The organism is Pseudolysinimonas sp. (assembly GCF_044239695.1).
GTDB lineage: Bacteria > Actinomycetota > Actinomycetes > Actinomycetales > Microbacteriaceae > Pseudolysinimonas_A.
In genome coordinates, this window is record NZ_JBIIAW010000034.1 from 1 (window position 1) to 20,600 (window position 20,600).

The following is a 20,600-nucleotide window of genomic DNA, read 5'->3' on the forward strand; positions in this document are numbered from 1 at the left end:
GATCCGCGCGGCGGGGGCAGCGGCGCGGGGGCCGGGTCGGCGAAGTAGTCGGCGCGGTCGGTACCCGGGGTGGAGAGCAGGGCCTCCGCCTCCCGCGGCACCTCGACATCCGCTCGCCGGGCGGGCCGGGCCGACGAACGCCGGCCCGGCCGCGCGGCCGGACGCGGGGTACCACGTCCCCACCATTGCTCGTTGCGCTCGAGGCGCCCCCAGATAGTGAGGAGCAGGCTGCGGTTGGCGATCATCGCGTGGATGATCGAGACGAACTGCAGCACGCCGCTGACGACCAGCCGCGCCTGGTCGTCGGGGATGGTCGCGGCGGCGATCGCCCAGACCGCGTACACGCCCGCGGAGATCAGCCAGCTCGTGCGCAGCAGCATGCAGCCGATGATGAGGAAGCCGAGCCAGGCGCCGTTGCCGGCGAAGAAGAGCACCGGGATGAGCCAGCAGCTCGTCCCGACGATCCAGCCCACTCCGGGCAGGCGACCGCCCTGCCCGGTCGCCTGTGCCCGCCAGCTCGCGTCGGTCATCGGCTACGCACGCACGTTGAGGGTCATCGTCACCGACTGGTCGTCGTCGACGGTCTCCGAGACGAGTTCGAGCCCGGCATCCGTCGCCTTCTCGCGGATGCGTTCGGCGACCGCCGTCTGCACGCGTGCGGCGTACGCGGCGTCGAGCCGCTCGGCGAGTTCCGTCGCGACCCGGGTGGTCACCTCCGGGGCGCCCTTCACCGCGGTGAAGTTGGCCGCCCAGATGCCCTCGGGCGAGGCCTGCATGAGCAGCTTGACGCCGTCGACGGTCGCGGCGACCTCGTCGCCGACCTCGACATCCACCGCGCCGAGGTCGCCGAGCGCCTGAGCGAGCAGTCCCCGGTCCTTCATGCGGGTGCGCACCTGGAGCACCTCGGACTGCCCGCCGCCGCGCATCGACGAGATCACTCCCGCGATGCCGGCCCCGACGCCGGCGGTGGCGGCACCTCCGGCCGCGGCCGACGCGATCGCGGCGATCGCCGCCGGGATGAGGATGATGCTGACGCTCATGCGGTCTCCTTCAGTCGGATGTTCGAGGTGTCGCGTGGGCGGTCGGCGCGCACGCCGAGGTCGCCGAGCAGCAGCTCGAGCACCTCGTCGTCGGCCCAGCCGTTGACCGCGATCGTGCCGTCGCGCGCGATGCGGATCTCGAGCCGGTCCTGGCCGCCGCGCTCCTCGATCGACGCGATCAGGTCCCGGTAAGCGGGGGTCAGGGCACGCAGGCCCTGATTCGTCGACCCGATCCAGGGCCGCACGGTGTCGGGGCGGTTGGCGAGATACGGCCCGTCGGCGAGCAGGTCGGTCGTCTCGAGCAACGAGCGGATGTCGGCGCGCTCCGCGCTCCAGGCGTCCAGCTGCTCGAGGGTGTAGCCGGTGAAGGTCATCACGGTGAGCCCGGCATCCTGGAACGCCGTCGCGACGACGGAGAGCGCCGCCGCCTGATCGAACGGCTCCCCGCCGAGCAGGGTGATGCCCTCGACGCCGGCTGCGCGCGCCTCCGCGACCCAGGCCTGCGCGAGCTCGGCGGGGGCGTCGTCGCGACCCCCGCGTTCCGCCCACAGGTGCGGGTTGAAGCAGCCCGGGCACTTCACCGAGCAGCCCTGCACCCACACGGCCGCCCGCGTGCCCGGACCTTCGGCGGTCGTCGACGCGAGGAACCGCGACCAGCGCAGCGACGCCGCCGACCGCGGCTGCGGGATCGTCAGCGAGCCGGGAGGCAGGAGGTCAGTCATCGCCGACCGTCTGCACGGCGGCGGTCGCCTGCCCGTCGGGCACCGCGGTGTAGTCGTCGGTGTAGGTGCTCGACGCCACCTCGGCATCCAGCAGGTCCTCGAGCACGGCGAAGTAGTCGAGGCACTCCTGCCCCTTCATCCCGACGGTCTCGGCGTGCACGGTGCCGTCCTTGCGGATGCTCACCACGAGCTGCTTCTGGGCCATGCGTTGTCCTCCTACGACGGTGACGGATCAGAAATCGACGGTGCGACCGCCGCGATGCGACGGGAGCTTCGCGGGCTCGGCCTTCTTCGACGGTTCGGCCTTCTCCTCGGCGACGATGTCCTCGCTGCCGGTGGCGAGCACGGCGCGCATGCTCGCCCACTGACGGATCGCGGCGATGCGCTCCGCCTGGGTGACCGCGAGCGGAACCGTCGTCGAGACGGCGAGGGCGAGGTCGTCGGGCGTGACCGCGCGCCCGTGCGCGAATCCCTCGTACATCGCGCCGACGACGGCCTGTTCGATCTCGGCTCCCGAGAAGTCGTCGCTCGCGGCGGCGAGGGTGGTGAGCGCGGCAGCGTCGGTCGCGAGGGCGGCGAGCCCGTTGGCATCCGTCGCGTTCTTGTCGAGCTGGATCGCCCAGATCTGCTCGCGCTCCCGGTGAGTGGGCAGGTCGACGAAGAAGATCTCGTCGAAGCGGCCCTTGCGCATGAACTCGGGCGGCAGGGCGTCGATGTTGTTCGCCGTCGCGACGACGAAAACGGGCTTCGACTTCTCCTGCATCCAGGTGAGGAAGTAGCCGAAGACCCGGGCGCTCGTGCCGGAGTCGAGCTGGCCGGCGCCCTGCGTGTTGCCCGAGAAGCCCTTCTCGATCTCGTCGACCCAGAGGATGCACGGGGCGGTGGCCTCGGCCGTAGCGATCGCGGTGCGGAGGTTCTGCTCGCTCGACCCGACGAGACCGGAGAAGACGCGGCCGATGTCGAGTCGCAGCAGCGGAACACCCCAGGATGCCGCGGTCGCCTTCGCGGTGAGCGACTTGCCGCAGCCGGGGACGCCCGTGATGAGCACACCCTTCGGAGCGGGAAGGCCGTAGTCCTCGGCCTTGCTCAGCCACGCGCCGTCGCGACGGCCGAGCCACCGCTTCAGGTTGTTGAGGCCGCCGATCTTCTCCAGGTCGACGTGGCTGTCGACGAACTCCAGCAGCCCGGCCTTCTTCACCGTCTGCCGCTTCTCCTCGAGCACGATCGCGACGTCGTCCTTCGACAGGCGCGCGTCGTCGACCATCGCGCGGGCGAGGGCGTTCTCGGCCTCGAGCATCGTGAGCCCGAGCGCCGCCTGCACGAGCTGCTCGAGCTCCTTCTCGTCCGCCTCGACCTTCACACCGCCGTCGGAGTTGCTCTCGATCATCGAGTCCAGCAGCGCCCGCAGCTCGGCCCGCCCCGGCAGCGGGAAGTCCAGAAGCGTCGTGACCTTGTCGATCTCGGCCGGGATCACGCGCACCGGGGCGGAGATCATCAGGGTCTTCGACTGCTCGGCGCCGCGGAAGTCGGCAGCCGTCTCGCGGATCTTGCGGATCACGGCGGGGTCGCCCGGGCGGTGCTCGGCGCCGAGGAAGGCGTGCAGGTCGCAGAACAGGAAGACCGCGTCGTCGTCGACGCCGAGCGCATGGTCGAGGGCCCGCACCGGATTCGTCGTGTTCGCGATCGCCGCGCCCTCCGCATCGACCAGACCGGCCGACGCCGTCCAGGTCCACAGCGCGCGCGGCTTGCGGAGGGCCCCGGCCACCCGGCCGACCGCCTCCTGGAGGCGCATCTCCTCGCTCGTCTCCACGTAGAGCAGCGGAAGTCGTGCCTTGAACGCCTGGTCGAGGGTCGCGTCGAACGTCATCGGGGGGTCTCCGTCGGAGTCGGGGTCGGCGTGGGGCTGGGTTCGGAGGTCGGGCGGGCCAGTTCTTCGATGTCGATCGTCCAGACGCCGCGGTCGGCATCCGACTCGATCGCGAACACGACCCAGGAGTCGATGCCCCACGTCACGCGCTGATCGACCGGACCGACCTCGATGATGGCGCCGGTGTCGTTCGCGAACGCCGTGTAGATGTCGACGAAGAAGACGCCCTCGCCGACGTGGCTCAACTGAGCGCTGACGGCGTCGCCGCGGTACATCACGACGCCGTCGCCTTGCCCCGAGTAGACATCGGTGACCTCGGCGACGCTGAGCGGCTCGAGCCGCAACTCCCAGGGGCCGTTGGCCATGACCCAGAGCTCGAGGTCGCCGCCGCTCGGGACGACGTACGTCTCACGGTCGCCGTAGAGGTACGCGATCGCGTCCGGCCAGGGGCGTTGGCCGGGGGCCACGTCGGCGTCGGCGGGGTTGGTGCGGTAGAGATCCATCTCCTCGCCGGCGACGATCGAACCCCGGCGCGGCTGGAGGAAGCGGTCGGCCGGCAATCGGATGACGGCCGGGCCGACCGCGCTCCAGACGTTGGGGTCGGCCTCCTCGGCGACGACGGGCTCGTCGTCCTCCCACGGGTAGGCGTAGGGATCGACGAAGAGGCCCCCGCCGGTGTAGGGCGTGACGACGAACTGGTAGGCCGTCGTCGCGCCCACGACGACGAGCACGATCGTCGCGAGGATCCAGAGCACCCCGTTCGCGATGCCGATGCGTCGCGTCGCGATTCCGGACGCGGGGGGAGGAGCGAACGTCACAGCCTCACGCCCCCAGCTCGTCGCGGATGAGAAGAACTCTCAGCTCACGATAGCGGCGCGGTGGGTCGAGCGGCGACGCCTCAGAACTCGTCGTCGTCGATGTCGGCGCTGCCCGGGTCGCCGAGGTCCTCGATCCAGAGGTCGTCGTCGGCGCGCAGCGTCTGCCAGGCGGCGTAGGCGATGCCCGCCGCAGCGACCACCCCGAGCCCGATGAGGATGTAGCGCCCGGGACCCGCCGACTTCGGCGGAGTGACGACGCCGACCTTCTGGCCGGCCTTCGAGACCCGGCGCACGACCTCGCGCACCTGGGGGTTCTTCGCCGCCTCGAGCACGGCGAGAGCCGACCCGATCGTTCCGGAGATCGCCGGCAGCACGTCGTCGGTGAAACGATCGCGCGCGGACATCGCCGCACCACGGGCGGCGCCGAACCCGTCGCGCACACCGTCGCGCACCCGGGGCTGCAGCTCCTCCCGCGCGTAGTTGGAGGCCTGGCGGCGGGCATCCTTCAGCACGTGCGTGGCGTGCTCGATGGCCTCCCGCTGCTCATCCCAGAGGCGTTCGGCATCCCGCTTGAGGCGCTTGAGTTCGCGCTGGCGCTTCCGTGACAGAGCCATGTAGTCCTCCGGTTCGCAAGAATCCTGTGGTCGGGAGCAATCCTGCCATGCGCACCTGGATGCGCCGTAGGACTTGCCAAGCCACGCCACATGCGACATGGGTCCGTGAAAGGATGGCGGAATGCCCGCTCCTACTGCTGTCGCCACGATCCACACCACGCTCGGCGACATCCGCATCAACCTGTTCGGCTTCCACGCGCCGGTCACCGTCGAGAACTTCATCGGCCTCGCGACCGGAACCAAGGAGTGGCAGGATCCGGCTACCGGTGAGACGAAGAACACCCCTCTCTACGACGGCGTGATCTTCCACCGCATCATCAAGCAGTTCATGCTCCAGGGCGGCGACCCGCTCGGCAAGGGCATCGGCGGCCCCGGCTACCAGTTCGACGACGAGATCCACCCCGAGCTGCACTTCACCGAGCCGTACCTGCTCGCGATGGCGAACGCCGGCACGCAGGGCGGCCGGGGCACCAACGGCTCGCAGTTCTTCATCTCGACCGTGCCCACGCCGTGGCTCAACGGCAAGCACACGATCTTCGGCGAGGTCGCCGACGACGAGTCGAAGCGCGTCGTCGACGCGATCGAGGCGGTCGACACCGACGGGCGCGATAAGCCGCTCGAGGATGTCGTCATCACCTCGATCTCGGTCGACGCGGTCTGACCGACAGCCGATCCCGTGGCCGAGAGTTCAGCGGACGTCTGCTACCGGCATCCCACTCGGGAGAGCTGGACGCTCTGCACGCGGTGCGGCCGCACGATCTGCCCGGAGTGCCAGATCCTCACGCCGAGCGGCGTGCGATGCCCCGAGTGCGTGCGTGAGACCGGCGGCTCGGTGACGTGGCAGAGCGCCGGCGGCGAGATCAAGCGCCCGGCGTCGAAGACCCGCCGCGCGCGCCCCGTCCGCGCGGCGTCGTCCGGCTCCGGGTTCGGGGCGACGCTCGGGCAGATGCTGCGCCCGGGGTCGGAAGCTCCGGCGCTCACCTGGGGGATCATCGCGATCGCCGTGCTGCTCTGGGTCGTGGGCCTGTTCACGTCGCTCCCCTTCCTCGCCCTCGCGGCGATCCCGGGGGCCGAGATCCAGATCTGGCGGTTCGCGACCTCGGCGGTCGTCTACGCCCCCGGGTTCCTGTCGATCATCGGCGTCGCCCTGCACTCGCTGTTCATCGCGTTGACGGCTCCGTCGCTGGAACGCAGTCTGGGACGCCGCAAGTTCTTCGTGCTGGTGCTCACCGCGGCGATCATCTCGAGCGCCGGGATGCTGCTGTCCGGTTCGGCCGCAGCCGGTCTCGTCGGGGTGCTGTTCGCCGTCTTCGGCGCCTACCTGATCACCGTCTGGTCGTACCCGCCGGCGCGGACGCAGGCCCTCGTGATCATCGGGATCAACCTGCTCATCACCCTCGCCCTGAACCCGGGAGGTCTGCCGGCGCTGATCGGCGGGCTGCTCGCCGGAGCCGGCGTGCTCTACCTGTTTCAGCGCTACGAGAGCCGACCGAGCACCCGCACGCCGTATCTGATCATCGCGGCCGTCTCGGCAGCGTTCATCGTCCTCGCCACGCTGCGCTCCGTGATCGCCTGACAGTTCTCCACAGGCTCATCCACAGTGTGGAGAGAATCACACCCGTGTAATTCACCCGGGGGTGACGGGGGCGGCTGAAGTCAGCGCCACCGCGTCGTCATGAAGAACCCGATGATCAGGAAGCCGAAACCGATGGCGATGTTCGCCTCGTTGATGCCCGGGATGGGCCACGAGCCCTGGCTCAAGTAGTAGACGATGATCCAGGTGAGCCCGAGGAGCATGAAGCCGAACATGATCGGCTTGAACCACACCGGGTTCGGGAGGTTCTCGCGCCCTCCGCTCTCGCTGGGCGAGGCCTTCGGCTCAGGGTTGGGGGACTTGGGTCGGGCCATGCCGAGCAGTCTAACCGAGCCGCTTCCGAGCGCGACCCGGGCGAGCGGCCTCCCGACGTAGAATCGGGGCATGACGGACCGGGCCCAGCGCCGCACCCCGCGGCCCCGCCGCCGGGTCACCGTCGTCGGCGTGCTCGGCGAGCTGCTGATCACCGCCGGGCTCTTCGTTCTCGCGTTCCTCGGCTACCAGGTCTGGCTCGGCGACGTCATCGTCGGCGGGCAGCTCAACAGCGAGGCCGTCGAGCAGGGTCAGGAGTGGGGGGCCGACTACTCCGACGTGCCGCCGAGCGAGGCGGGCGACCCCGACCTCACCGAGACGCCGCCGGTCGCGACCGCCCCCGCCAACGCCCAGCGGTTCGCGAACCTGATCATCCCGCGCTTCGGCGGCGACTACTACCGGCCGATCGCCGAGGGGGTCGGTACGACGGACGTGCTCAACCGCGGCAACATCGGGCACTACCCGACGACGCAGATGCCCGGAGCGCTCGGCAACTTCGCCCTCGCCTCCCACCGCTCCAGCGGGGGCGGCAACTTCCACGACCTCCACCAGCTGCACGTCGGCGACCACATCTACGTCGAGACCGCGGACGGCTGGTACCAGTACACGTTCCGCAATCTCGAGTATGTGCGGCCCACGGGGGTCGGCGTGCTCAATCCCGTGCCGCAGGCCGAGGGCGTCGAGGTGACCGAGCGGTTCATCACCCTCACCACCTGCAACCCGTTCTTCTCCACGGCCGAGCGCATCATCGCGTACGGCGTCTACGACTCCTTCTACCCGCGGGCCGGCGGCGTCCCGGCCGAGATCGCGTCCAACGTGTTGGGCGCGGGCTGATGAACGGAGCCCTCTGATGTACGGAGCCCTCTGGCGCGTGCTGCCCGGACCGTGGTGGGTGCGGCTGCTCATCCTGCTCGTCGCGGTCGCGGGCATCCTCACCGCGTGCGTGTTCTGGGTCTTCCCGTTCGTCGACACGCTGGTCGCTCCGCAGGACGTGACGGTCGACGGATGACCCGCGTTCTCGTCCTCGACAACTACGACTCGTTCGTCTACACGCTCGACGGCTACCTGCAGCAGCTCGGGGCCACCACGGAGGTCGTGCGCAACGACTCGTTCGCGGCGGCCGACGCGGCGACCCGCATCGCGGAGTACGACGCGGTGCTGATCTCGCCCGGCCCGGGCACCCCCGCGGCCGCGGGAGTGTCCATCCCCGTCGTCCACGCGGCGCTCGCCGCCGGCTCTCCGCTGCTGGGGGTGTGCCTCGGCCACCAGGCGATCGCGGAGGCGCTCGGGGCGACCGTGACCCACGCCGACGAACTGATGCACGGCAAGACCTCGCTCATCCGCCACGACGACTCTCCCTTCTACAGCGGGGTGCCGCAGCCGTTCCGCGCGACTCGCTACCACTCCCTCGCGGTCGTCGACGGCACGGTTCCACAGGAACTGGAGGTGACCGCCCGGACCGACGGCGGCGTCATCATGGGGCTGCGGCACACGGCGGCCCCGATCGTCGGCGTGCAGTTCCACCCGGAGTCGGTGCTCACCGAGGGCGGCTACCGGATGCTGGGCAACTGGCTCTCGGATGCCGGCCTCGCCGGCGCGGCCGAACGCGCGACCGACCTCAGCCCCCTGGTCAAACTGGGCTGAGCCTCCCGATCACTGGGCTTCCGACTACTGGGTGCAGTAGCGCAGGGTGACCGACGACTTCTGCGGCACCTCGCCGACGACCGACTGGCTGACGACGGTCTGACCGGCACACGTGTTGTCGAGCTCGAGCTTGACCCCGAGCTGGTAGGCCCCCCCGGTGAGGGTGCTCCGTGCCTCGGTGATCGGCTTGCCGAGCAGGTCGGGCACGAGCACGAGACCGTTCGACACGACGAGGTTCACGGTCGTGCCGCCCTCGACCTCGGTTGCGGTGGTCAGCACCTCGGGGCTGTCCTCGATCATGATGCCCATGACGACCCCGCTCGCGACGTTCGGAGAATAGGACACCGTCGTGGTGCCGTAGACGAGGCCGAGTGACTCGAGCTGGGCCTGCGCCGCCTCCTGCGTCTGGAAGACGAGGCTCGGCACGTCGACGAGGGGCGGGCCCGACGACACCACGAGCGACACCTTCTGGCCGGGAGCGACGGTCGTGCCGCCCGTGGGGGTCTGCGACATCACCTCGCCGGCCGGCACGTCGGCATCGGAACGGGTCGTCTGCTCGGGCACGAGTCCGGCATCCGTCAGCTGCTCGGTGGCCTCCTCGACCTGGACGCCGACGACGTCGGGGACGTCGACAGCCGCGCCGGCGCCGAGCAGGTCGGTCGGCCGCTGCGAGAAGACGAAGAAGGTCGCCGCGACCAGGATCACGACGAACATCGCGATGCCGCCCCAGATCCAGGCCACGGGCGGGCGGCTCTGGGTGCGCGGCAGGCGGTCGTCGTCATCGTCGTCGGCGAGGCGGCGGAGGGCGGCCTCGGAGGCCGCGGCGGTGCCCGGGTTGACCCCGAAGAGGGTCGAGCTGAAGTCGTCGGCCGGCACGAGCTGCCGTTCGGGCAGCTTTCCGGCGACGGCGGCGTCGAGGTCGCTCTTGAAGTCCCCGGCGCTCTGGAACCGCTCGAAGCGGTCCTTCGCCAGCGCGTGCAGGACCACGGCGTCGAGGGCGGGGGTGACGGCGGGGTTGAGGCGGCTCGGCGGGGCCGGCGCTTCGCTGACGTGCTGGTAGGCGGTGGCGACCGCGGTCTCGCCGTGGAACGGCGGCTTGCCGGTGAGCAGCTCGTAGAGCAGCACGCCCGTCGAATACAGGTCGGTGCGGGCATCCACCGCTTCTCCCCGCGCCTGCTCGGGCGAGAAGTACTGCGCGGTACCCAGGATGGCGCTGGTCTGGGCGACGGTCGCGGACGAGTCGGAGATCGCGCGGGCGATGCCGAAGTCCATCACCTTCACCTGGCCGGTGGAGGTCACCATGACGTTGCCCGGCTTGATGTCGCGATGCACGACCCCGGCGCGATGCGAGTAATCGAGTGCGGTGAGGATGCCGTCGACGATCTGCACGGCCTGCTCGGCCGGCATCGGACCCTCGGCGACCATGTCCTTGAGCAGTCGCCCTTCGACGTGCTCCATGACGATGAAGGGCACCTGCAGTTCGCGGCCCGACGAGTCGCGGGCGATCTCCTCGCCGGCGTCGAAGACGCGGACGATCGTGGGATGCGCCATGCGTGCGGCGGCCTGCGCCTCCTGGCGGAACCGGGTGCGGAACGCGGGGTCGTTGGCGAGCGACGGCTTGAGCAGCTTGATCGCGACGCGGCGACCGAGGCGGGCGTCGAGACCGAGGTGCACGTCGGCCATGCCGCCGCGGCCGAGCAGCTCGCCGATCTGATACCGGCCCGCGAGCAGGCGGGGTCCCGCGGAGGTGTCGGTCACGAAGTCAGTGTAACCGCGGGACGATAACGGTCAGCTGACCGTGATGGTCAGCGGGCTCGACGTGTTGGAGGTGATCCCGCCGTCGCAATGCGCGACGTAGGTGATCGTCGTCTGTCCGGGGTCGCCCAGCAGCACGGGGATCGACGCCGTGCCGGCGGGCACCGGATTCTCGGCCGGGGTCTCACCGTTCGTGATCGAGAAGCTGTATCCGGTGAGCGCGCGGCCGGCGGGGCATCCGCCGTAGTTCGGGATGGTGATGGTCACCTCGTCGCCGGAGGCTCCCGACGCCGGTCCGCCGAGCGTCTGCGGCGCGTTCGGGTTCTGGAAGTCGCCGTAGACGCGCACGGTGATGGTCGCGCCCTTGCTGACGTTGCCGGTCGGGTTGAGGCTGACCACGACGCCCACCTGCTCGGGCGTCGGGGCGGCCGGTCCGGCGGCTTCGTCGACGACGAGCTCGAGATCGATGAGCTCCTGCTGCACGTCGGCGAAGGGCCGCCCGACGAAGTCGTCGGGGTCGATGTTGACGCGGTCGCTCGTCGGCGTCACCGACGGGCTCGTCGTCGTCGGCCGGGTCGTCGTGGTGCCGGTCGGGGTCGGGTCGGGATCTCCGGCCGGGCGTGCCACGAGGAAGATGATGATCGCGATCAACGCGACGGCGAGCACCGACACCGCGGCCACGAGCGGCCAGGTCCACGGGCTGCGGCGGCGTTCGGCGATGGGCTGCTCGGCGGTGGTCCCGCGTCCGCCGGCGCCGGGGAGAACCCGCGTCACGGCGCTCGTCGACGAGGCCCCGCCGGTGGCTCCGAGGATGGAGGTGAAGGTCGCGCTCGAGCCCTCGATGCCGGGCACGGCGGCCGCGGCGCCGGCGATGTCGCCGCGGCGGAGGGCCTGGGCGGCACGGGCGAGGTGAGCGGCGGTCTGCGGTCGATCGGCCGGCTTCTTGGCGATGCAGGCGTAGACCAGGTTGCGCACCGGCTCGGCGATCGTGACCGGCAGTTCGGGCGCCTGCTCGTTGATCTGCGCCATCGCGATCGCGACCTGCGACTCGCCCGTGAACGGCCGACGCCCGGCGAGGGCCTCGTAGGCGACGATGCCCAGCGAGTAGATGTCGGTCGTCGGCGACGCGGAGTGTCCGCTCGCCTGCTCGGGCGAGAGGTACTGCACCGTGCCCATCACCTGGCCGGTCGCGGTGAGCGGCACCTGGTCGGCGATGCGGGCGATGCCGAAGTCGGTGATCTTGACGCGACCCTCGGGCGTGATGAGCAGGTTGCCCGGCTTGATGTCGCGGTGCACGAGTCCCGCCTGGTGGGCGGCCTGGAGTGCGGATGCCGTCTGCGCGACGATGTCGAGCACCTTGTCGGTCGGCAGCACGCGCTCGCGTTCGAGGATCGTCGACAGGGCCTCGCCCGGGACGAGCTCCATCACCAGGTAGGCGGAGCCGTCCTCCTCGCCGTAGTCGAAGACGTTGGCGATGCCCTCGTGGTTCACGAGGGCGGCGTGCCGGGCCTCCGCGCGGAAGCGCTCGAGGAACCCCGGGTCGCCGAGGTACTCGTCCTTGAGGATCTTGATGGCGACGGTGCGCCCGATGACCAGGTCGGTCGCCTGCCACACCTCGCCCATGCCGCCGATCGCGACACGCGAGGAGAGCTGGTACCGGCCGCCGAATGTGACGCCGCTCGTGGGCCTCATCTGCTCAGCACCGCCTCCATGACCTCTCTGGCGATCGGTGCCGCCAGGCTGTTACCGCAACACGGGCTGTCTTCGAGCACGACCGCGATCGCGACCCGAGGGTTGTCCGCCGGAGCGAATCCGGTGAACCACACGGTGTACGGCTCGCCGTCACCATTCTCGGCCGTCCCGGTCTTCCCTGCGACTGCGACCCCACTGATTCTGGCATTGTTCGCGACGCCGTTGGCGACGCCGTCGACCATCATCTGCGTCATGATGGCGGCGTTCTCGGGGCTGAGCGGCCGCGAGAACTCCTCCGGTCGCAGCGATTCGAGCACCGACAAGTCGGGCGCGACGATGCTCTCGACGAGAGTCGGCGCCATGAGCGAGCCGCCGTTGGCGATCGCCGCAGACACCATGGCCATCTGCAACGGGGAGGCCCGCACGTTCGCCTGCCCGAAACCGGAGAGCCAGGTCTCGGCCTCGTCCTGCGTGCGCGGGTACTGGCTCGGCTCGCTCGGCATCGGAATGTCGAACGAGGTTCCGAACCCGAACTCCTCCGCCTGCTCGCGGATCGCGTCGTCGCCCAGGGCGCCGGCGAGTTGCGCGAACGGGATGTTGCACGACAGACGCAGCGCGGTGGCGATCGACGCGGTCTCGGCGCCGCCGCAGTTGCTGTCAGCGGAGTTGCCGATCGCGGTGGAGGTGCCGGGCAGGTCGATCGAGATCGGGTTGGGGAACGAGCTGTCGGCGGTGAACTGCCCGCTCTCCAGAGCGGCGGCGGCGACGACGAGCTTGAACGTCGAGCCGGGCGGGTTCAGGTCGCCGGCGATGCCGCGATCGATGAGCGGGTCGGCGGGATCGGCGAGCAACCCCGCGTAGGTCGACTCGACGAGGTCGGGATCGTGCACCGCGAGCGAGTTCGGGTCGTACGTGGGCTTGGAGACCATCGCGAGGATCGCTCCCGTCGATGGATCGATCGCGACGACCGCCCCCGTCCGGTCGCCGAGCGCATCCCATGCGGCCTGCTGCACGATCGGGTCGATGGTCAGTTCGACCGACGCCCCCTGGGGGTCGCGGCCGGTCAGGATCGCGTTGATCCGGTCGAGGAACTGGGCGTCGGATCCGCCGCTCAGGTAGCTGTTGAGGTCGCCCTCGAGCCCACCGAACGAGGGCTGCACCGTGAAGTACCCGGTCACCGCGGAGTAGAGCGGACCGTTGGCGTACACCCGCTGGTACACGTAGCGGTCGTCGCTGAGCACCGAGGATGCGATCGGCTGCCCGTCGACCAGGATCTGGCCGCGCTCGGTGCGGAAGCTCTCATAGAGCGTGCGCGCGTTCCGTCCGTCGGCGTCGAGGTTGGGCTTCTGGAAGTACTGGATGATCGTGGTCGACACGAAGAGGGCGAGGAACATCCCCAGCACGAGGGTGCTCACCCGGCGCAGCTGCTTGTTCATTCGACGACCAACCTCGGCTGCGCGCGCACCGAGTCGGACAGCCGCACGAGCAGCGCGACGATCACCCAGTTGGCGACGAGCGACGAACCGCCTGCCGCGAGGAACGGCGTCGTGAGCCCGGTGAGCGGGATCACCCGGGTCACGCCGCCGGCGACGATGAAGACCTGCAGCGCGACGACGAACCCGAGTCCGACGCCGAGCAGGCGGCCGAAGTCATCCTGACCCGCGAAGCCGATGTGGAACCCGCGCGAGACGAACACCATGTAGAGCACGAAGATCGCGAACAGTCCGATGAGCCCGAGCTCTTCGCCGAGACTCGCGATGATGAAGTCGCTCTCGGCGAGCGGCGTGATGTCGGGGTTGCCGCGGCCGAGGCCGGTGCCCGGCAGACCGCCGTCGGCGAGGCCGAACAGTCCGTTCGCGAGCTGATAGCTGCCGCCGCCCTGGTCGTAGAGCGCGGGGTCGAGCGTGTTCAGCCAGCCGTAGAACCGGCCGCCCACGTACTCGAGGCTGCGTGCCGCGACGTAGGCGCCGCCGACGAACAGCACGGTGCCGAGCACGACCCAGCTCGCCCGTCCGGTCGCGACGTAGATCATCACCAGGAAGAGGCCGAAGTAGAGCAGACCGCTGCCGAGGTCGCGCTGGAAGACGATGACCGCCATCGACAGCACCCACACCACGACGATCGGACCGAAGTCGCGGATACGGGGGAACGTGAACCCGAGCACCTTGCGACCGACGACGCTGAGCGAGTCGCGGGCCGTCACGAGGTAGCCGGCGAAGAAGACCGCGAGCGCGATCTTCGCGATCTCGCCGGGCTGGAAGGTGGCGACCCCGAGGTCGACCCACGCGCGCGCGCCGTTGACGCTCAGGCCGATGACCGGGAGGAAGGGCAGCACGAGCAGCCCGATCGCGACGAATCCGGCGACGTAGCGGTAGCGCTGCAGCACCCGGTGGTTGCGGATCACCAGCAGCACCGCCGCCGCCGCGATCACCGCGATCGCCGACCAGACGACCTGCCGCACCCCGAAGGCATCCCAGCCGACGTCGCCGTGCGCGATGTCGATGCGGGTGATCTCGGCGATGCCGAGGAGGTTGAGCAGCGTCGCGATCGGCACGACGAACGGGTCGGCGTCGGGCGCGACCACCCGCATCACGACGTGCATGCCGAGGATGAGCACGACCAGCCCGAGCGTCATCCCGAAGACGCCCGGGTCGACGCGGTCGAGCGCGCCGAGCTCGATGAGGGTGAGGGCGCTCAACCCGACGGCGATCGCGAAGAGCAGCAGACCCAGCTCGAGGTTGCGTCGCCGCGACGGCGCGCGCAGCCGGATTCGGATGCTGCCGGTGAACGTCGGCTGCTGCGCCCCCGCGTCGATCGGCGGGCTCGCGATGACGTCGGTGCTCACGGGGTGACCGCCGTCGGCGCCGGGGTGGGTGTCGGGGTGGGATCGGTCGAGGACTCACCGGAGGTCGACTCCGCGAGCCTGCTCAGGCGGTCGAGGATGTCGTGGGCGTCGCGCAGGTCGTCGGCGTTGATCGTCGCCTCGACCTGCCGGCGCTCGAACGCCGGGAGCTCGTCGGCGCGCACGGCGGAGCTCTGCTCGACGCTCGACAGTGAGATCGGCCCGATGTTCTGCTGCACGCCCTGGAAGATCGCGACGGTGCCGTCGTCGTCGACGCCGACGAAGTAGTGCGTCTGCGTCCACTGGTACGCGAGGGCGCCGACGGCGACGATCGACGCGATCACGATGGCGACGACGACCAGCCAGGTGATCCTGCGGCGACTCGCGCGGCGACGATCCTCCTCGATGAGCTGCTCGAGGAACTCCTCCCGCTCCGGCTCGAAGTGGGTGTCTTCGGGCGGCGTCGACTTGAGCGGATGCAGCAGGAGAGTGGGCAGGCGGATCGGGCGCCGTTCGTTCTCGGCCCCGTCGAACGCCAGCGGCACGGCGGCGGAGCCGACGAAGCCCGCCGGGGTCGCGCCGTTGCGCTGCTCGTCGTCAGCTCCGATGTCGACGATGACGACGGTCACGTTGTCGGGGGCGCCGTGATCGAGGCTCTCCTTGACCATGCGGTCGGCCGCGCCCTGCGGGGTGCCCACCGCCGCGAGGATTGCGCCGATCTTGTCCTCGGAGACGTAACTCGACAACCCGTCGGAGCACAGCAGCCAGCGGTCGCCCGGGCGGGTGTCGAGGATCTTCGTATCGATCTCGGGGGCGGCGTCGACATCCCCGAGAACCCGCATCAGCACCGAGCGGCGCGGGTGCACCGCGGCTTCTTCGGGCGTGATGCGTCCCGAGTCGACGAGGCGCTGCACGAAGGTGTGGTCGGCCGTGACCTGCGTGAGCTCGCCGTCGCGGAAGAGGTAGATGCGCGAGTCGCCGATGTGCGCGAGGGCGATCTGATCGCCGACGCGCAGGATGCCCGACACCGTCGTGCCCATCCCGGTGAGCTCGCTGTGCTCGAACACGGTCTCGGCGAGCAGCGAGTTCGCGGCGATCATCGCCGACTGGAGGGCGACCTCGGCGTCTTCCGCGGCCGCGTACTCCCCGTCGGCTTCGGCGATGCGCTTCGTCGCGATGGCGGAGGCGACATCCCCGCCCGCGTGCCCGCCCATCCCGTCGGCGACGACGAACAACTGCCGGCCCGCGTAGCCGGAGTCCTGGTTGTTGGAACGGACCTTCCCGACGTGGGAGACCGCCGCGCTCAGCGGGGAGGAGCTCACGCGCCTACCGCCGCAGTTCGAAGGTCGTGGTGCCGATGGTCACCGGCGTTCCCGGCAGGACGGCCGTGGGGAGGCTCACCCGGGTGCCGTCGAGGAACGTGCCGTTCGTGGAGTCGAGATCCTGGATCACCCAGTTCTCGTCCCAGAGCATCAGCCGGGCGTGGTGGGTGGAGGTGTAGTCGTCGCGGATGACCAGACCCGACTCGCTCGACCGCCCGATCGTCAACTGCTCGGGCGGGAGGTCGATCTCCATCCCCTCGCGCGGACCCGACGTGATGACCAGCCGGGTCGGGGTCTCGGCGGTGGCGTGCGGTTCGGCGCGGGCCACGGGCTCGGTCGCCGGGGATGCGGCGGGCGGAGCGCCGCCGTCGAGCGCGGGGGCCGAGGCCGCCACCATGCGGCGCGCGCGCTGGCCGAACAGGTCGGAGCGCAGCGAATAGATGACGAAGAAGACGAAGCCCCAGAGCAGGAGCAGGAACGCCAGTTGCAGGACGAGGAGGGTGAGTTCGCTCATCGCCGGCTACCGCAGATCCGCGAACTGGTCGACGTCGGCCGCCTGGGCGAGCACCCGGAAGATGATGCGGGTGCGCCCGATCTCGATGATCGAGTCGGCCGGCAGCGGCGCCTTCGTCACCGGCTGACCGTTGAGCTTGGATCCGTTGGTCGAGCCGAGGTCGTTGACCTGGCCGCGGGTGCCGTCCCAGAGGATCTCGACGTGCGCGCGCGAGGTGCCCGTGTCATCCACGGTGATGTCGGCATCCGATCCACGTCCGATCACGGTGCGGGCCTTCGTCAGCGGGTAGCGCTTGCCGCCGATGTCGAGCACCGGGTTCCAGGCGACCTCGCCCTTCACGTTCTGCGAGTCGATGCGCACGGTGCCCTCGGTGACCGCGGCATCCTCCTGCAGCTTGATCGAGATGCCGCCGGCGAAGGCGTAGCGCTGCGCGGTGGCGTGCCGCTGCACCGCTTCCGTGAACTCGTCGATGAGCGACGGGCCGAGCCGCGTCATCTCGGCGTGATCGGCCGTGCTCAGGCGCACGACGAAGCGGTTGGGCACGAGGATGCGGTCGCGCGCCACGACCGCCGCCTTCGTGTCGAGTTCGCGACGCAGAGCCGCCGTCACCTCGAGGGGCTGCAGACCGCTCTTGAAGGCCTTCGCGAACGCGCCGTTGACGACGCGCTCGAGGCCCTTCTCGAAGCTGTCGAGGATCCCCACACGGCTCCTTCGGATGGCAGACGGCACCCCCGCAGGGGACCGGACGGTCATCACGATGTTAGTCGCGGTCTTCGGAGAAGCGGATGGGAGCACGAGGAAGTGGCCGGATCGCCGTGTCGTGATACCGTTACGGTCGCGCGCGAGTGGCGGAATTGGCAGACGCGCTGGCTTCAGGTGCCAGTACTCGCAAGGGTGTGGGGGTTCAAGTCCCCCCTCGCGCACAGGTAACAGCAAGAAGGCCCCACCTCGTTCTCACCAACGGGGGTGGGGCCTTTCTAGCTTCCCGGTCAGGTCGAGTCGGCCGACTCGAGGAGCGAGAGATGTGCGCGCCGAGCGGCTTCGATGTCGGCGTTCGAGACGTGACTCGTCGAATAGCCGGCCTTGGTCTTGAGTCCGAGAAGCCGAACGAGATGCTTCGCGAGCCCTTTGTCAGCTTTGCCCAGGAGGGCGATGGCTTCGTCGTGCGCACCGGTGGCCGAGTATTCGCCAAGGCGACGGATGCAGATCGTGTCAGCCGAGGCGATGCCCGAGTGCACCGCCTGGGTGACATAGGCATCGGGATGCTCGGTCGTGCCTCGTGCTTCGTCGTACAGCACCGCGGCCGCCTCGGCGAACTGATGTGCCTTCGACAAGCGGACCTCGGCATCATTCGGAGTCCCCGATCGGGATGGAGGAGTCATGCGCTCACCAACTCCCGGAAATCACCGACCTTCCCTGCGAACGGGATGCTGTCGCGCGCGATGTCCAGCAGAACCCGTTCGGCACCGGCGCGACCGCGGATCTCGTTGCTGTCGAGGATGAGGGGGCGCGTGTCGTTGCCGGTCCACTCGGTCACGTCGTGGGCGAGATCGATGATGTCGTCGAAGGTGTGCTCGTCGACTGCTCCCTCGAACACGAAAGCCACGTCGATGTCGGACTCGGGGGTCATCTCGCCGCGGGCACCGGAGCCGAAAATCGCCGCGTAGGTCGGTGGTACCCGCCATCCGGCCACTCGGGCGCGGAGTCGATCCCTCAACTCGTCGTCGAGGGTCGCCAGTGCGATGATGGCCGGCGCGGCGAGGTGTGCGCGGTTGAGTGCGTAAGCGTGAGCTCGGCCGACGATACGCCGGTCGACGACGCCCTGGTCGACCAGACGTTCGAGGGCGCGACGAATGCCCTCCGGGGAACGGGCCCCGATCATCGTCGCCAGCCTCGCCACCGTGAACTCGGAGTCGGCACGCGCGAGAACTCGCAGAACGTCGGCTTCGACCATCGAGGTGACGGTACTCAGAGGGCTTTGCAGAAGCATTGATCTCCTCCGAAAGTAGGTGGTTGCGTACTATCGTACGAGATCGGTGCGCCCGAGACCAGGGGTCGTGGCGACCTAGGCTGAGCGGGTGAGCGTGACGGACCGCCTTGGCGGCACGGCCGGCGCCTCGGCGATCGTCGTACTCGGGCTCATCTGCCAGGAGGTCGGCGCGGGGGTCGCCGTGCTGCTCTTCCCGGCGGCCGGACCGATCGGCACCGTCACGCTGCGGCTGGTGTTCTCGGCGGTGCTGCTGCTCGCGATCTTCCGGCCCCGGCTCCGCGGCCGCACCCGCGCGGACTGGCTGACGGTCCTCGCCTTCGGTCTCGTGCTCGGCGCCATGAACGCCCTCTTCTATCTCGCACTCGACCGCCTGCCGCTCGGGCCCACGGTCACGATCGAATACCTGGGCCCGCTCGTGCTCTCGGTCGTCGTCGCCCGCCGCGCGTCGGCCTGGCTGTGGGCGGCCCTGGCGCTTGCCGGCGTCGCGCTGCTCGGGCGGGGCGGCTTCGACCACCTCGATCCGCTCGGGGTCGCGCTCGCCGCAGGTGCCGGGGTGCTCTGGGTCGGCTACATCCTCTTGTCGGCGCGCACCGGTCGGCGGTGGGCCCGGCTCGACGGTCTCGCGATCGCCGCCGCGATCGGCGGGCTCGGCATCCTGCCGTTCGGTCTGGCGACCGCGGGCGGAGCGTTCCTCGACCCGCGCGTGATGCTCTTCGGCCTCGGGGTCGCGGTGCTGTCGTCGGCGATCCCCTACGGACTCGAGCTGCTCGCCCTGCGCCGGCTACCGGCGGACGCCTTCGCGATCCTGATGAGTCTCGCGCCCGCGCTCGCCGCGGCCGCCGGCTTCGTGGTGCTGCACCAGGCGCTCGAGGTGTGGGACCTGATCGCGATCGCTCTCGTCGTCGTCGCGTCGATGGGCGCGGTGCGCGCGGCCGAACGGCGCCGCCGGCAACTGCCGCCGGCCGGCGAGATCACGCCGTAGCGGCCGGCTCCTTCGCGGCGCTTCCCGCGGGCACCGCCCGGCGCACGAGGAACCCGAACGCGAGCGCGACGAAGAACATCAGCACCCCGTAGACGGCGGCGGGCAGCGACATCTCCTCGTTGCCGAGCACCGACTGAGCGATGACGATCGCGAGGGTGGCGTTGTGGATGCCGATCTCGAACGACGACGCGACAGCCTGCCGCGGCTCGACCCGGAACAGTCGCGGCACGAAGAACCCGACGGTCAGCGAGAGGGCGCAGAACAGGATCGTGATCCCGGCGAGGCTGCCCAGGTTGTTGAAGAACAGTTCGCGGTTGGAGATGAGCGCCCCGACGATGACGATCGCGAGGATGAGCATCGACGCGATGCGCACCGGCTTGTCCATGCGGTCGGCGAATCTCGGCCACAGCCGGCGCACGAGCATCCCGAGCACGACAGGTCCGAGCACGATGAGGAAGACCTCGACGGCCTTGGTGAACTGGATGCCGAGCCCCTCCGAGTCGGGCAGGAACACCGAGATCGCGAAGTTCGTCAACAGCGGCAGCGTGAACAGCGCCACGATCGAGTTGATCGCCGTGAGGGTCACGTTGAGGGCGACATCCCCCCGGAACAGGTGCGAGTAGAGGTTCGCCGTCGTGCCGCCCGGTGCCGCCGCGAGCAGGATCATGCCGACCGCGAGCACGGGCGGCAGCTGGAACAGCACGACGAGGCCGAAGCAGATCGCGGGCAGCAGGATGAGCTGGCAGGCGAGGGCGACGATCACCGCCTTCGGATGCTTCCCGACCCGGGCGAAGTCCGCGGGGGTGAGCGAGAGGCCGAGCCCGAACATGATGATGCCCAGGGCGACCGGGAGTCCGATGGTTGTCAACGCTGACATGACCCACATCGTGGC

Annotated in this window: 24 protein-coding genes and 1 tRNA gene; 7 read left to right on the forward strand and 18 right to left on the reverse strand. The window is 69.9% G+C overall.

Annotation, left to right across the window (positions count from 1 at the left end; all coding sequences use genetic code 11):
• The 7 genes from ACILQS_RS07120 to ACILQS_RS07150 all read right to left on the reverse strand — a co-directional run.
• Window positions 1–530 (reverse strand): hypothetical protein (locus tag ACILQS_RS07120; RefSeq protein WP_395639422.1); only part of this gene is annotated, 530 nt, incomplete at its 3' end.
• A 3-nt stretch (window positions 531–533) separates the two neighbouring features.
• The gene (locus tag ACILQS_RS07125) at window positions 534–1,040 is read right to left on the reverse strand and encodes a hypothetical protein (protein WP_395639423.1); all 507 of its coding nucleotides are present in this window, start codon (window positions 1,038–1,040) and stop codon (window positions 534–536) included.
• Window positions 1,037–1,762, reverse strand: coding sequence for a 4Fe-4S single cluster domain-containing protein (locus ACILQS_RS07130; RefSeq protein WP_395639424.1), 726 nt, complete (start codon window positions 1,760–1,762; stop codon window positions 1,037–1,039). Before ACILQS_RS07130 ends, ACILQS_RS07125 begins: the two co-directional genes overlap by 4 nt.
• On the reverse strand, window positions 1,755–1,967 hold the full coding sequence (locus ACILQS_RS07135; protein ID WP_395639425.1) for a DUF2997 domain-containing protein: 213 nt from the start codon (window positions 1,965–1,967) through the stop codon (window positions 1,755–1,757). Before ACILQS_RS07135 ends, ACILQS_RS07130 begins: the two co-directional genes overlap by 8 nt.
• Window positions 1,968–1,994: 27 nt before the next feature.
• Window positions 1,995–3,629: an AAA family ATPase gene (locus ACILQS_RS07140; RefSeq protein ID WP_395639426.1), complete on the reverse strand. Its 1,635-nt coding sequence runs from the start codon at window positions 3,627–3,629 to the stop codon at window positions 1,995–1,997.
• A complete protein-coding gene (locus ACILQS_RS07145; RefSeq protein WP_395639427.1) occupies window positions 3,626–4,447 on the reverse strand; it encodes a hypothetical protein in 822 nt (273 codons plus the stop codon). The genes ACILQS_RS07140 and ACILQS_RS07145 overlap by 4 nt, the downstream gene beginning before the upstream one ends.
• An 80-nt stretch (window positions 4,448–4,527) precedes the next feature.
• Window positions 4,528–5,061 carry a hypothetical protein gene (locus ACILQS_RS07150; protein WP_395639428.1) on the reverse strand — a complete coding sequence of 178 codons (534 nt, stop codon included), beginning with the start codon at window positions 5,059–5,061 and terminating at the stop codon, window positions 4,528–4,530.
• 121 nt (window positions 5,062–5,182) lie between these two features.
• Between ACILQS_RS07150 and ACILQS_RS07155 the strand changes: the two genes are divergently transcribed.
• Window positions 5,183–5,722: a peptidylprolyl isomerase gene (locus ACILQS_RS07155; RefSeq protein WP_395639429.1), complete on the forward strand. Its 540-nt coding sequence runs from the start codon at window positions 5,183–5,185 to the stop codon at window positions 5,720–5,722.
• A 15-nt stretch (window positions 5,723–5,737) separates the two neighbouring features.
• Complete coding sequence (locus ACILQS_RS07160) at window positions 5,738–6,637, forward strand: rhomboid family intramembrane serine protease (protein WP_395639430.1); 900 nt, start codon at window positions 5,738–5,740, stop codon at window positions 6,635–6,637.
• Between the two features lie 80 nt (window positions 6,638–6,717).
• On the opposite strand, the gene ACILQS_RS07165 is transcribed toward ACILQS_RS07160, so the two are convergent.
• A complete protein-coding gene (locus ACILQS_RS07165; RefSeq protein ID WP_395639431.1) occupies window positions 6,718–6,969 on the reverse strand; it encodes a cell division protein CrgA in 252 nt (83 codons plus the stop codon).
• 70 nt (window positions 6,970–7,039) lie between these two features.
• Here ACILQS_RS07165 and ACILQS_RS07170 point away from each other — a divergent pair, with 70 nt between their 5' ends.
• The 3 genes from ACILQS_RS07170 to ACILQS_RS07180 are packed head-to-tail and all read left to right on the forward strand — an operon-like array spanning window position 7,040 to window position 8,611.
• Window positions 7,040–7,801: a class E sortase gene (locus ACILQS_RS07170; protein ID WP_395639432.1), complete on the forward strand. Its 762-nt coding sequence runs from the start codon at window positions 7,040–7,042 to the stop codon at window positions 7,799–7,801.
• A gap of 16 nt (window positions 7,802–7,817) precedes the next feature.
• Entirely contained in the window at window positions 7,818–7,976 is a 159-nt protein-coding gene (locus ACILQS_RS07175) for a hypothetical protein (RefSeq protein WP_395639433.1), read from the forward strand.
• On the forward strand, window positions 7,973–8,611 hold the full coding sequence (locus ACILQS_RS07180) for an anthranilate synthase component II (protein WP_395639434.1): 639 nt from the start codon (window positions 7,973–7,975) through the stop codon (window positions 8,609–8,611). Before ACILQS_RS07175 ends, ACILQS_RS07180 begins: the two co-directional genes overlap by 4 nt.
• A 24-nt stretch (window positions 8,612–8,635) precedes the next feature.
• Here ACILQS_RS07180 and pknB read toward each other — a convergent pair whose 3' ends face one another.
• Genes pknB through ACILQS_RS07215 form a run of 7 tightly spaced genes read right to left on the reverse strand, consistent with a single transcriptional unit; the run spans window position 8,636 to window position 17,438 of the window.
• Window positions 8,636–10,369 (reverse strand): Stk1 family PASTA domain-containing Ser/Thr kinase, encoded by a 1,734-nt coding sequence (gene pknB / locus ACILQS_RS07185; RefSeq protein WP_395639435.1) that lies wholly within the window; start codon window positions 10,367–10,369, stop codon window positions 8,636–8,638.
• Between the two features lie 30 nt (window positions 10,370–10,399).
• Window positions 10,400–12,058 (reverse strand): protein kinase domain-containing protein, encoded by a 1,659-nt coding sequence (locus tag ACILQS_RS07190; protein ID WP_395639436.1) that lies wholly within the window; start codon window positions 12,056–12,058, stop codon window positions 10,400–10,402.
• On the reverse strand, window positions 12,055–13,494 hold the full coding sequence (locus ACILQS_RS07195) for a peptidoglycan D,D-transpeptidase FtsI family protein (protein ID WP_395639437.1): 1,440 nt from the start codon (window positions 13,492–13,494) through the stop codon (window positions 12,055–12,057). Before ACILQS_RS07195 ends, ACILQS_RS07190 begins: the two co-directional genes overlap by 4 nt.
• The gene (locus tag ACILQS_RS07200) at window positions 13,491–14,903 is read right to left on the reverse strand and encodes an FtsW/RodA/SpoVE family cell cycle protein (RefSeq protein WP_395639438.1); all 1,413 of its coding nucleotides are present in this window, start codon (window positions 14,901–14,903) and stop codon (window positions 13,491–13,493) included. The genes ACILQS_RS07195 and ACILQS_RS07200 overlap by 4 nt, the downstream gene beginning before the upstream one ends.
• Window positions 14,900–16,222 carry a PP2C family protein-serine/threonine phosphatase gene (locus tag ACILQS_RS07205; RefSeq protein ID WP_395639439.1) on the reverse strand — a complete coding sequence of 441 codons (1,323 nt, stop codon included), beginning with the start codon at window positions 16,220–16,222 and terminating at the stop codon, window positions 14,900–14,902. The genes ACILQS_RS07200 and ACILQS_RS07205 overlap by 4 nt, the downstream gene beginning before the upstream one ends.
• 4 nt (window positions 16,223–16,226) lie before the next feature.
• Complete coding sequence (locus ACILQS_RS07210; RefSeq protein WP_395639440.1) at window positions 16,227–16,736, reverse strand: FHA domain-containing protein; 510 nt, start codon at window positions 16,734–16,736, stop codon at window positions 16,227–16,229.
• A 6-nt stretch (window positions 16,737–16,742) separates the two neighbouring features.
• Window positions 16,743–17,438 carry an FhaA domain-containing protein gene (locus ACILQS_RS07215; protein ID WP_395639441.1) on the reverse strand — a complete coding sequence of 232 codons (696 nt, stop codon included), beginning with the start codon at window positions 17,436–17,438 and terminating at the stop codon, window positions 16,743–16,745.
• A 137-nt stretch (window positions 17,439–17,575) separates the two neighbouring features.
• Between ACILQS_RS07215 and ACILQS_RS07220 the strand changes: the two genes are divergently transcribed.
• Window positions 17,576–17,659: transfer RNA gene (locus ACILQS_RS07220), tRNA-Leu, on the forward strand.
• 66 nt (window positions 17,660–17,725) lie between these two features.
• Here ACILQS_RS07220 and ACILQS_RS07225 read toward each other — a convergent pair.
• On the reverse strand, window positions 17,726–18,070 hold the full coding sequence (locus tag ACILQS_RS07225) for a hypothetical protein (protein WP_395639442.1): 345 nt from the start codon (window positions 18,068–18,070) through the stop codon (window positions 17,726–17,728).
• A 44-nt stretch (window positions 18,071–18,114) separates the two neighbouring features.
• Window positions 18,115–18,690, reverse strand: a complete 576-nt coding sequence (locus tag ACILQS_RS07230) for a nucleotidyltransferase domain-containing protein (protein WP_395639443.1) — start codon at window positions 18,688–18,690, stop codon at window positions 18,115–18,117.
• Between the two features lie 124 nt (window positions 18,691–18,814).
• Between ACILQS_RS07230 and ACILQS_RS07235 the strand changes: the two genes are divergently transcribed.
• The gene (locus tag ACILQS_RS07235; RefSeq protein WP_395639444.1) at window positions 18,815–19,708 is read left to right on the forward strand and encodes an EamA family transporter; all 894 of its coding nucleotides are present in this window, start codon (window positions 18,815–18,817) and stop codon (window positions 19,706–19,708) included.
• Here the strand turns inward: ACILQS_RS07235 and ACILQS_RS07240 are convergent.
• The gene (locus tag ACILQS_RS07240) at window positions 19,698–20,585 is read right to left on the reverse strand and encodes a bile acid:sodium symporter family protein (RefSeq protein ID WP_395639445.1); all 888 of its coding nucleotides are present in this window, start codon (window positions 20,583–20,585) and stop codon (window positions 19,698–19,700) included. The genes ACILQS_RS07235 and ACILQS_RS07240 overlap by 11 nt on opposite strands.
• Window positions 20,586–20,600: the final 15 nt, after the last annotated feature.

Coding starts and splice junctions, on each gene's coding strand:
- ACILQS_RS07170 (WP_395639432.1), top strand. CDS start 7,040: ATGACGGACCGGGCCCAGCGCCGCACCCCGCGGCCCCGCCGCCGGGTC.
- ACILQS_RS07175 (WP_395639433.1), top strand. CDS start 7,818: ATGTACGGAGCCCTCTGGCGCGTGCTGCCCGGACCGTGGTGGGTGCGG.
- ACILQS_RS07210 (WP_395639440.1), bottom strand. CDS start 16,736: ATGAGCGAACTCACCCTCCTCGTCCTGCAACTGGCGTTCCTGCTCCTG.
- ACILQS_RS07230 (WP_395639443.1), bottom strand. CDS start 18,690: ATGGTCGAAGCCGACGTTCTGCGAGTTCTCGCGCGTGCCGACTCCGAG.
- ACILQS_RS07150 (WP_395639428.1), bottom strand. CDS start 5,061: ATGGCTCTGTCACGGAAGCGCCAGCGCGAACTCAAGCGCCTCAAGCGG.
- ACILQS_RS07155 (WP_395639429.1), top strand. CDS start 5,183: ATGCCCGCTCCTACTGCTGTCGCCACGATCCACACCACGCTCGGCGAC.
- ACILQS_RS07135 (WP_395639425.1), bottom strand. CDS start 1,967: ATGGCCCAGAAGCAGCTCGTGGTGAGCATCCGCAAGGACGGCACCGTG.
- ACILQS_RS07130 (WP_395639424.1), bottom strand. CDS start 1,762: ATGACTGACCTCCTGCCTCCCGGCTCGCTGACGATCCCGCAGCCGCGG.
- ACILQS_RS07165 (WP_395639431.1), bottom strand. CDS start 6,969: ATGGCCCGACCCAAGTCCCCCAACCCTGAGCCGAAGGCCTCGCCCAGC.
- ACILQS_RS07240 (WP_395639445.1), bottom strand. CDS start 20,585: ATGTCAGCGTTGACAACCATCGGACTCCCGGTCGCCCTGGGCATCATC.
- ACILQS_RS07180 (WP_395639434.1), top strand. CDS start 7,973: ATGACCCGCGTTCTCGTCCTCGACAACTACGACTCGTTCGTCTACACG.
- ACILQS_RS07140 (WP_395639426.1), bottom strand. CDS start 3,629: ATGACGTTCGACGCGACCCTCGACCAGGCGTTCAAGGCACGACTTCCG.
- ACILQS_RS07195 (WP_395639437.1), bottom strand. CDS start 13,494: ATGAACAAGCAGCTGCGCCGGGTGAGCACCCTCGTGCTGGGGATGTTC.
- ACILQS_RS07190 (WP_395639436.1), bottom strand. CDS start 12,058: ATGAGGCCCACGAGCGGCGTCACATTCGGCGGCCGGTACCAGCTCTCC.
- ACILQS_RS07125 (WP_395639423.1), bottom strand. CDS start 1,040: ATGAGCGTCAGCATCATCCTCATCCCGGCGGCGATCGCCGCGATCGCG.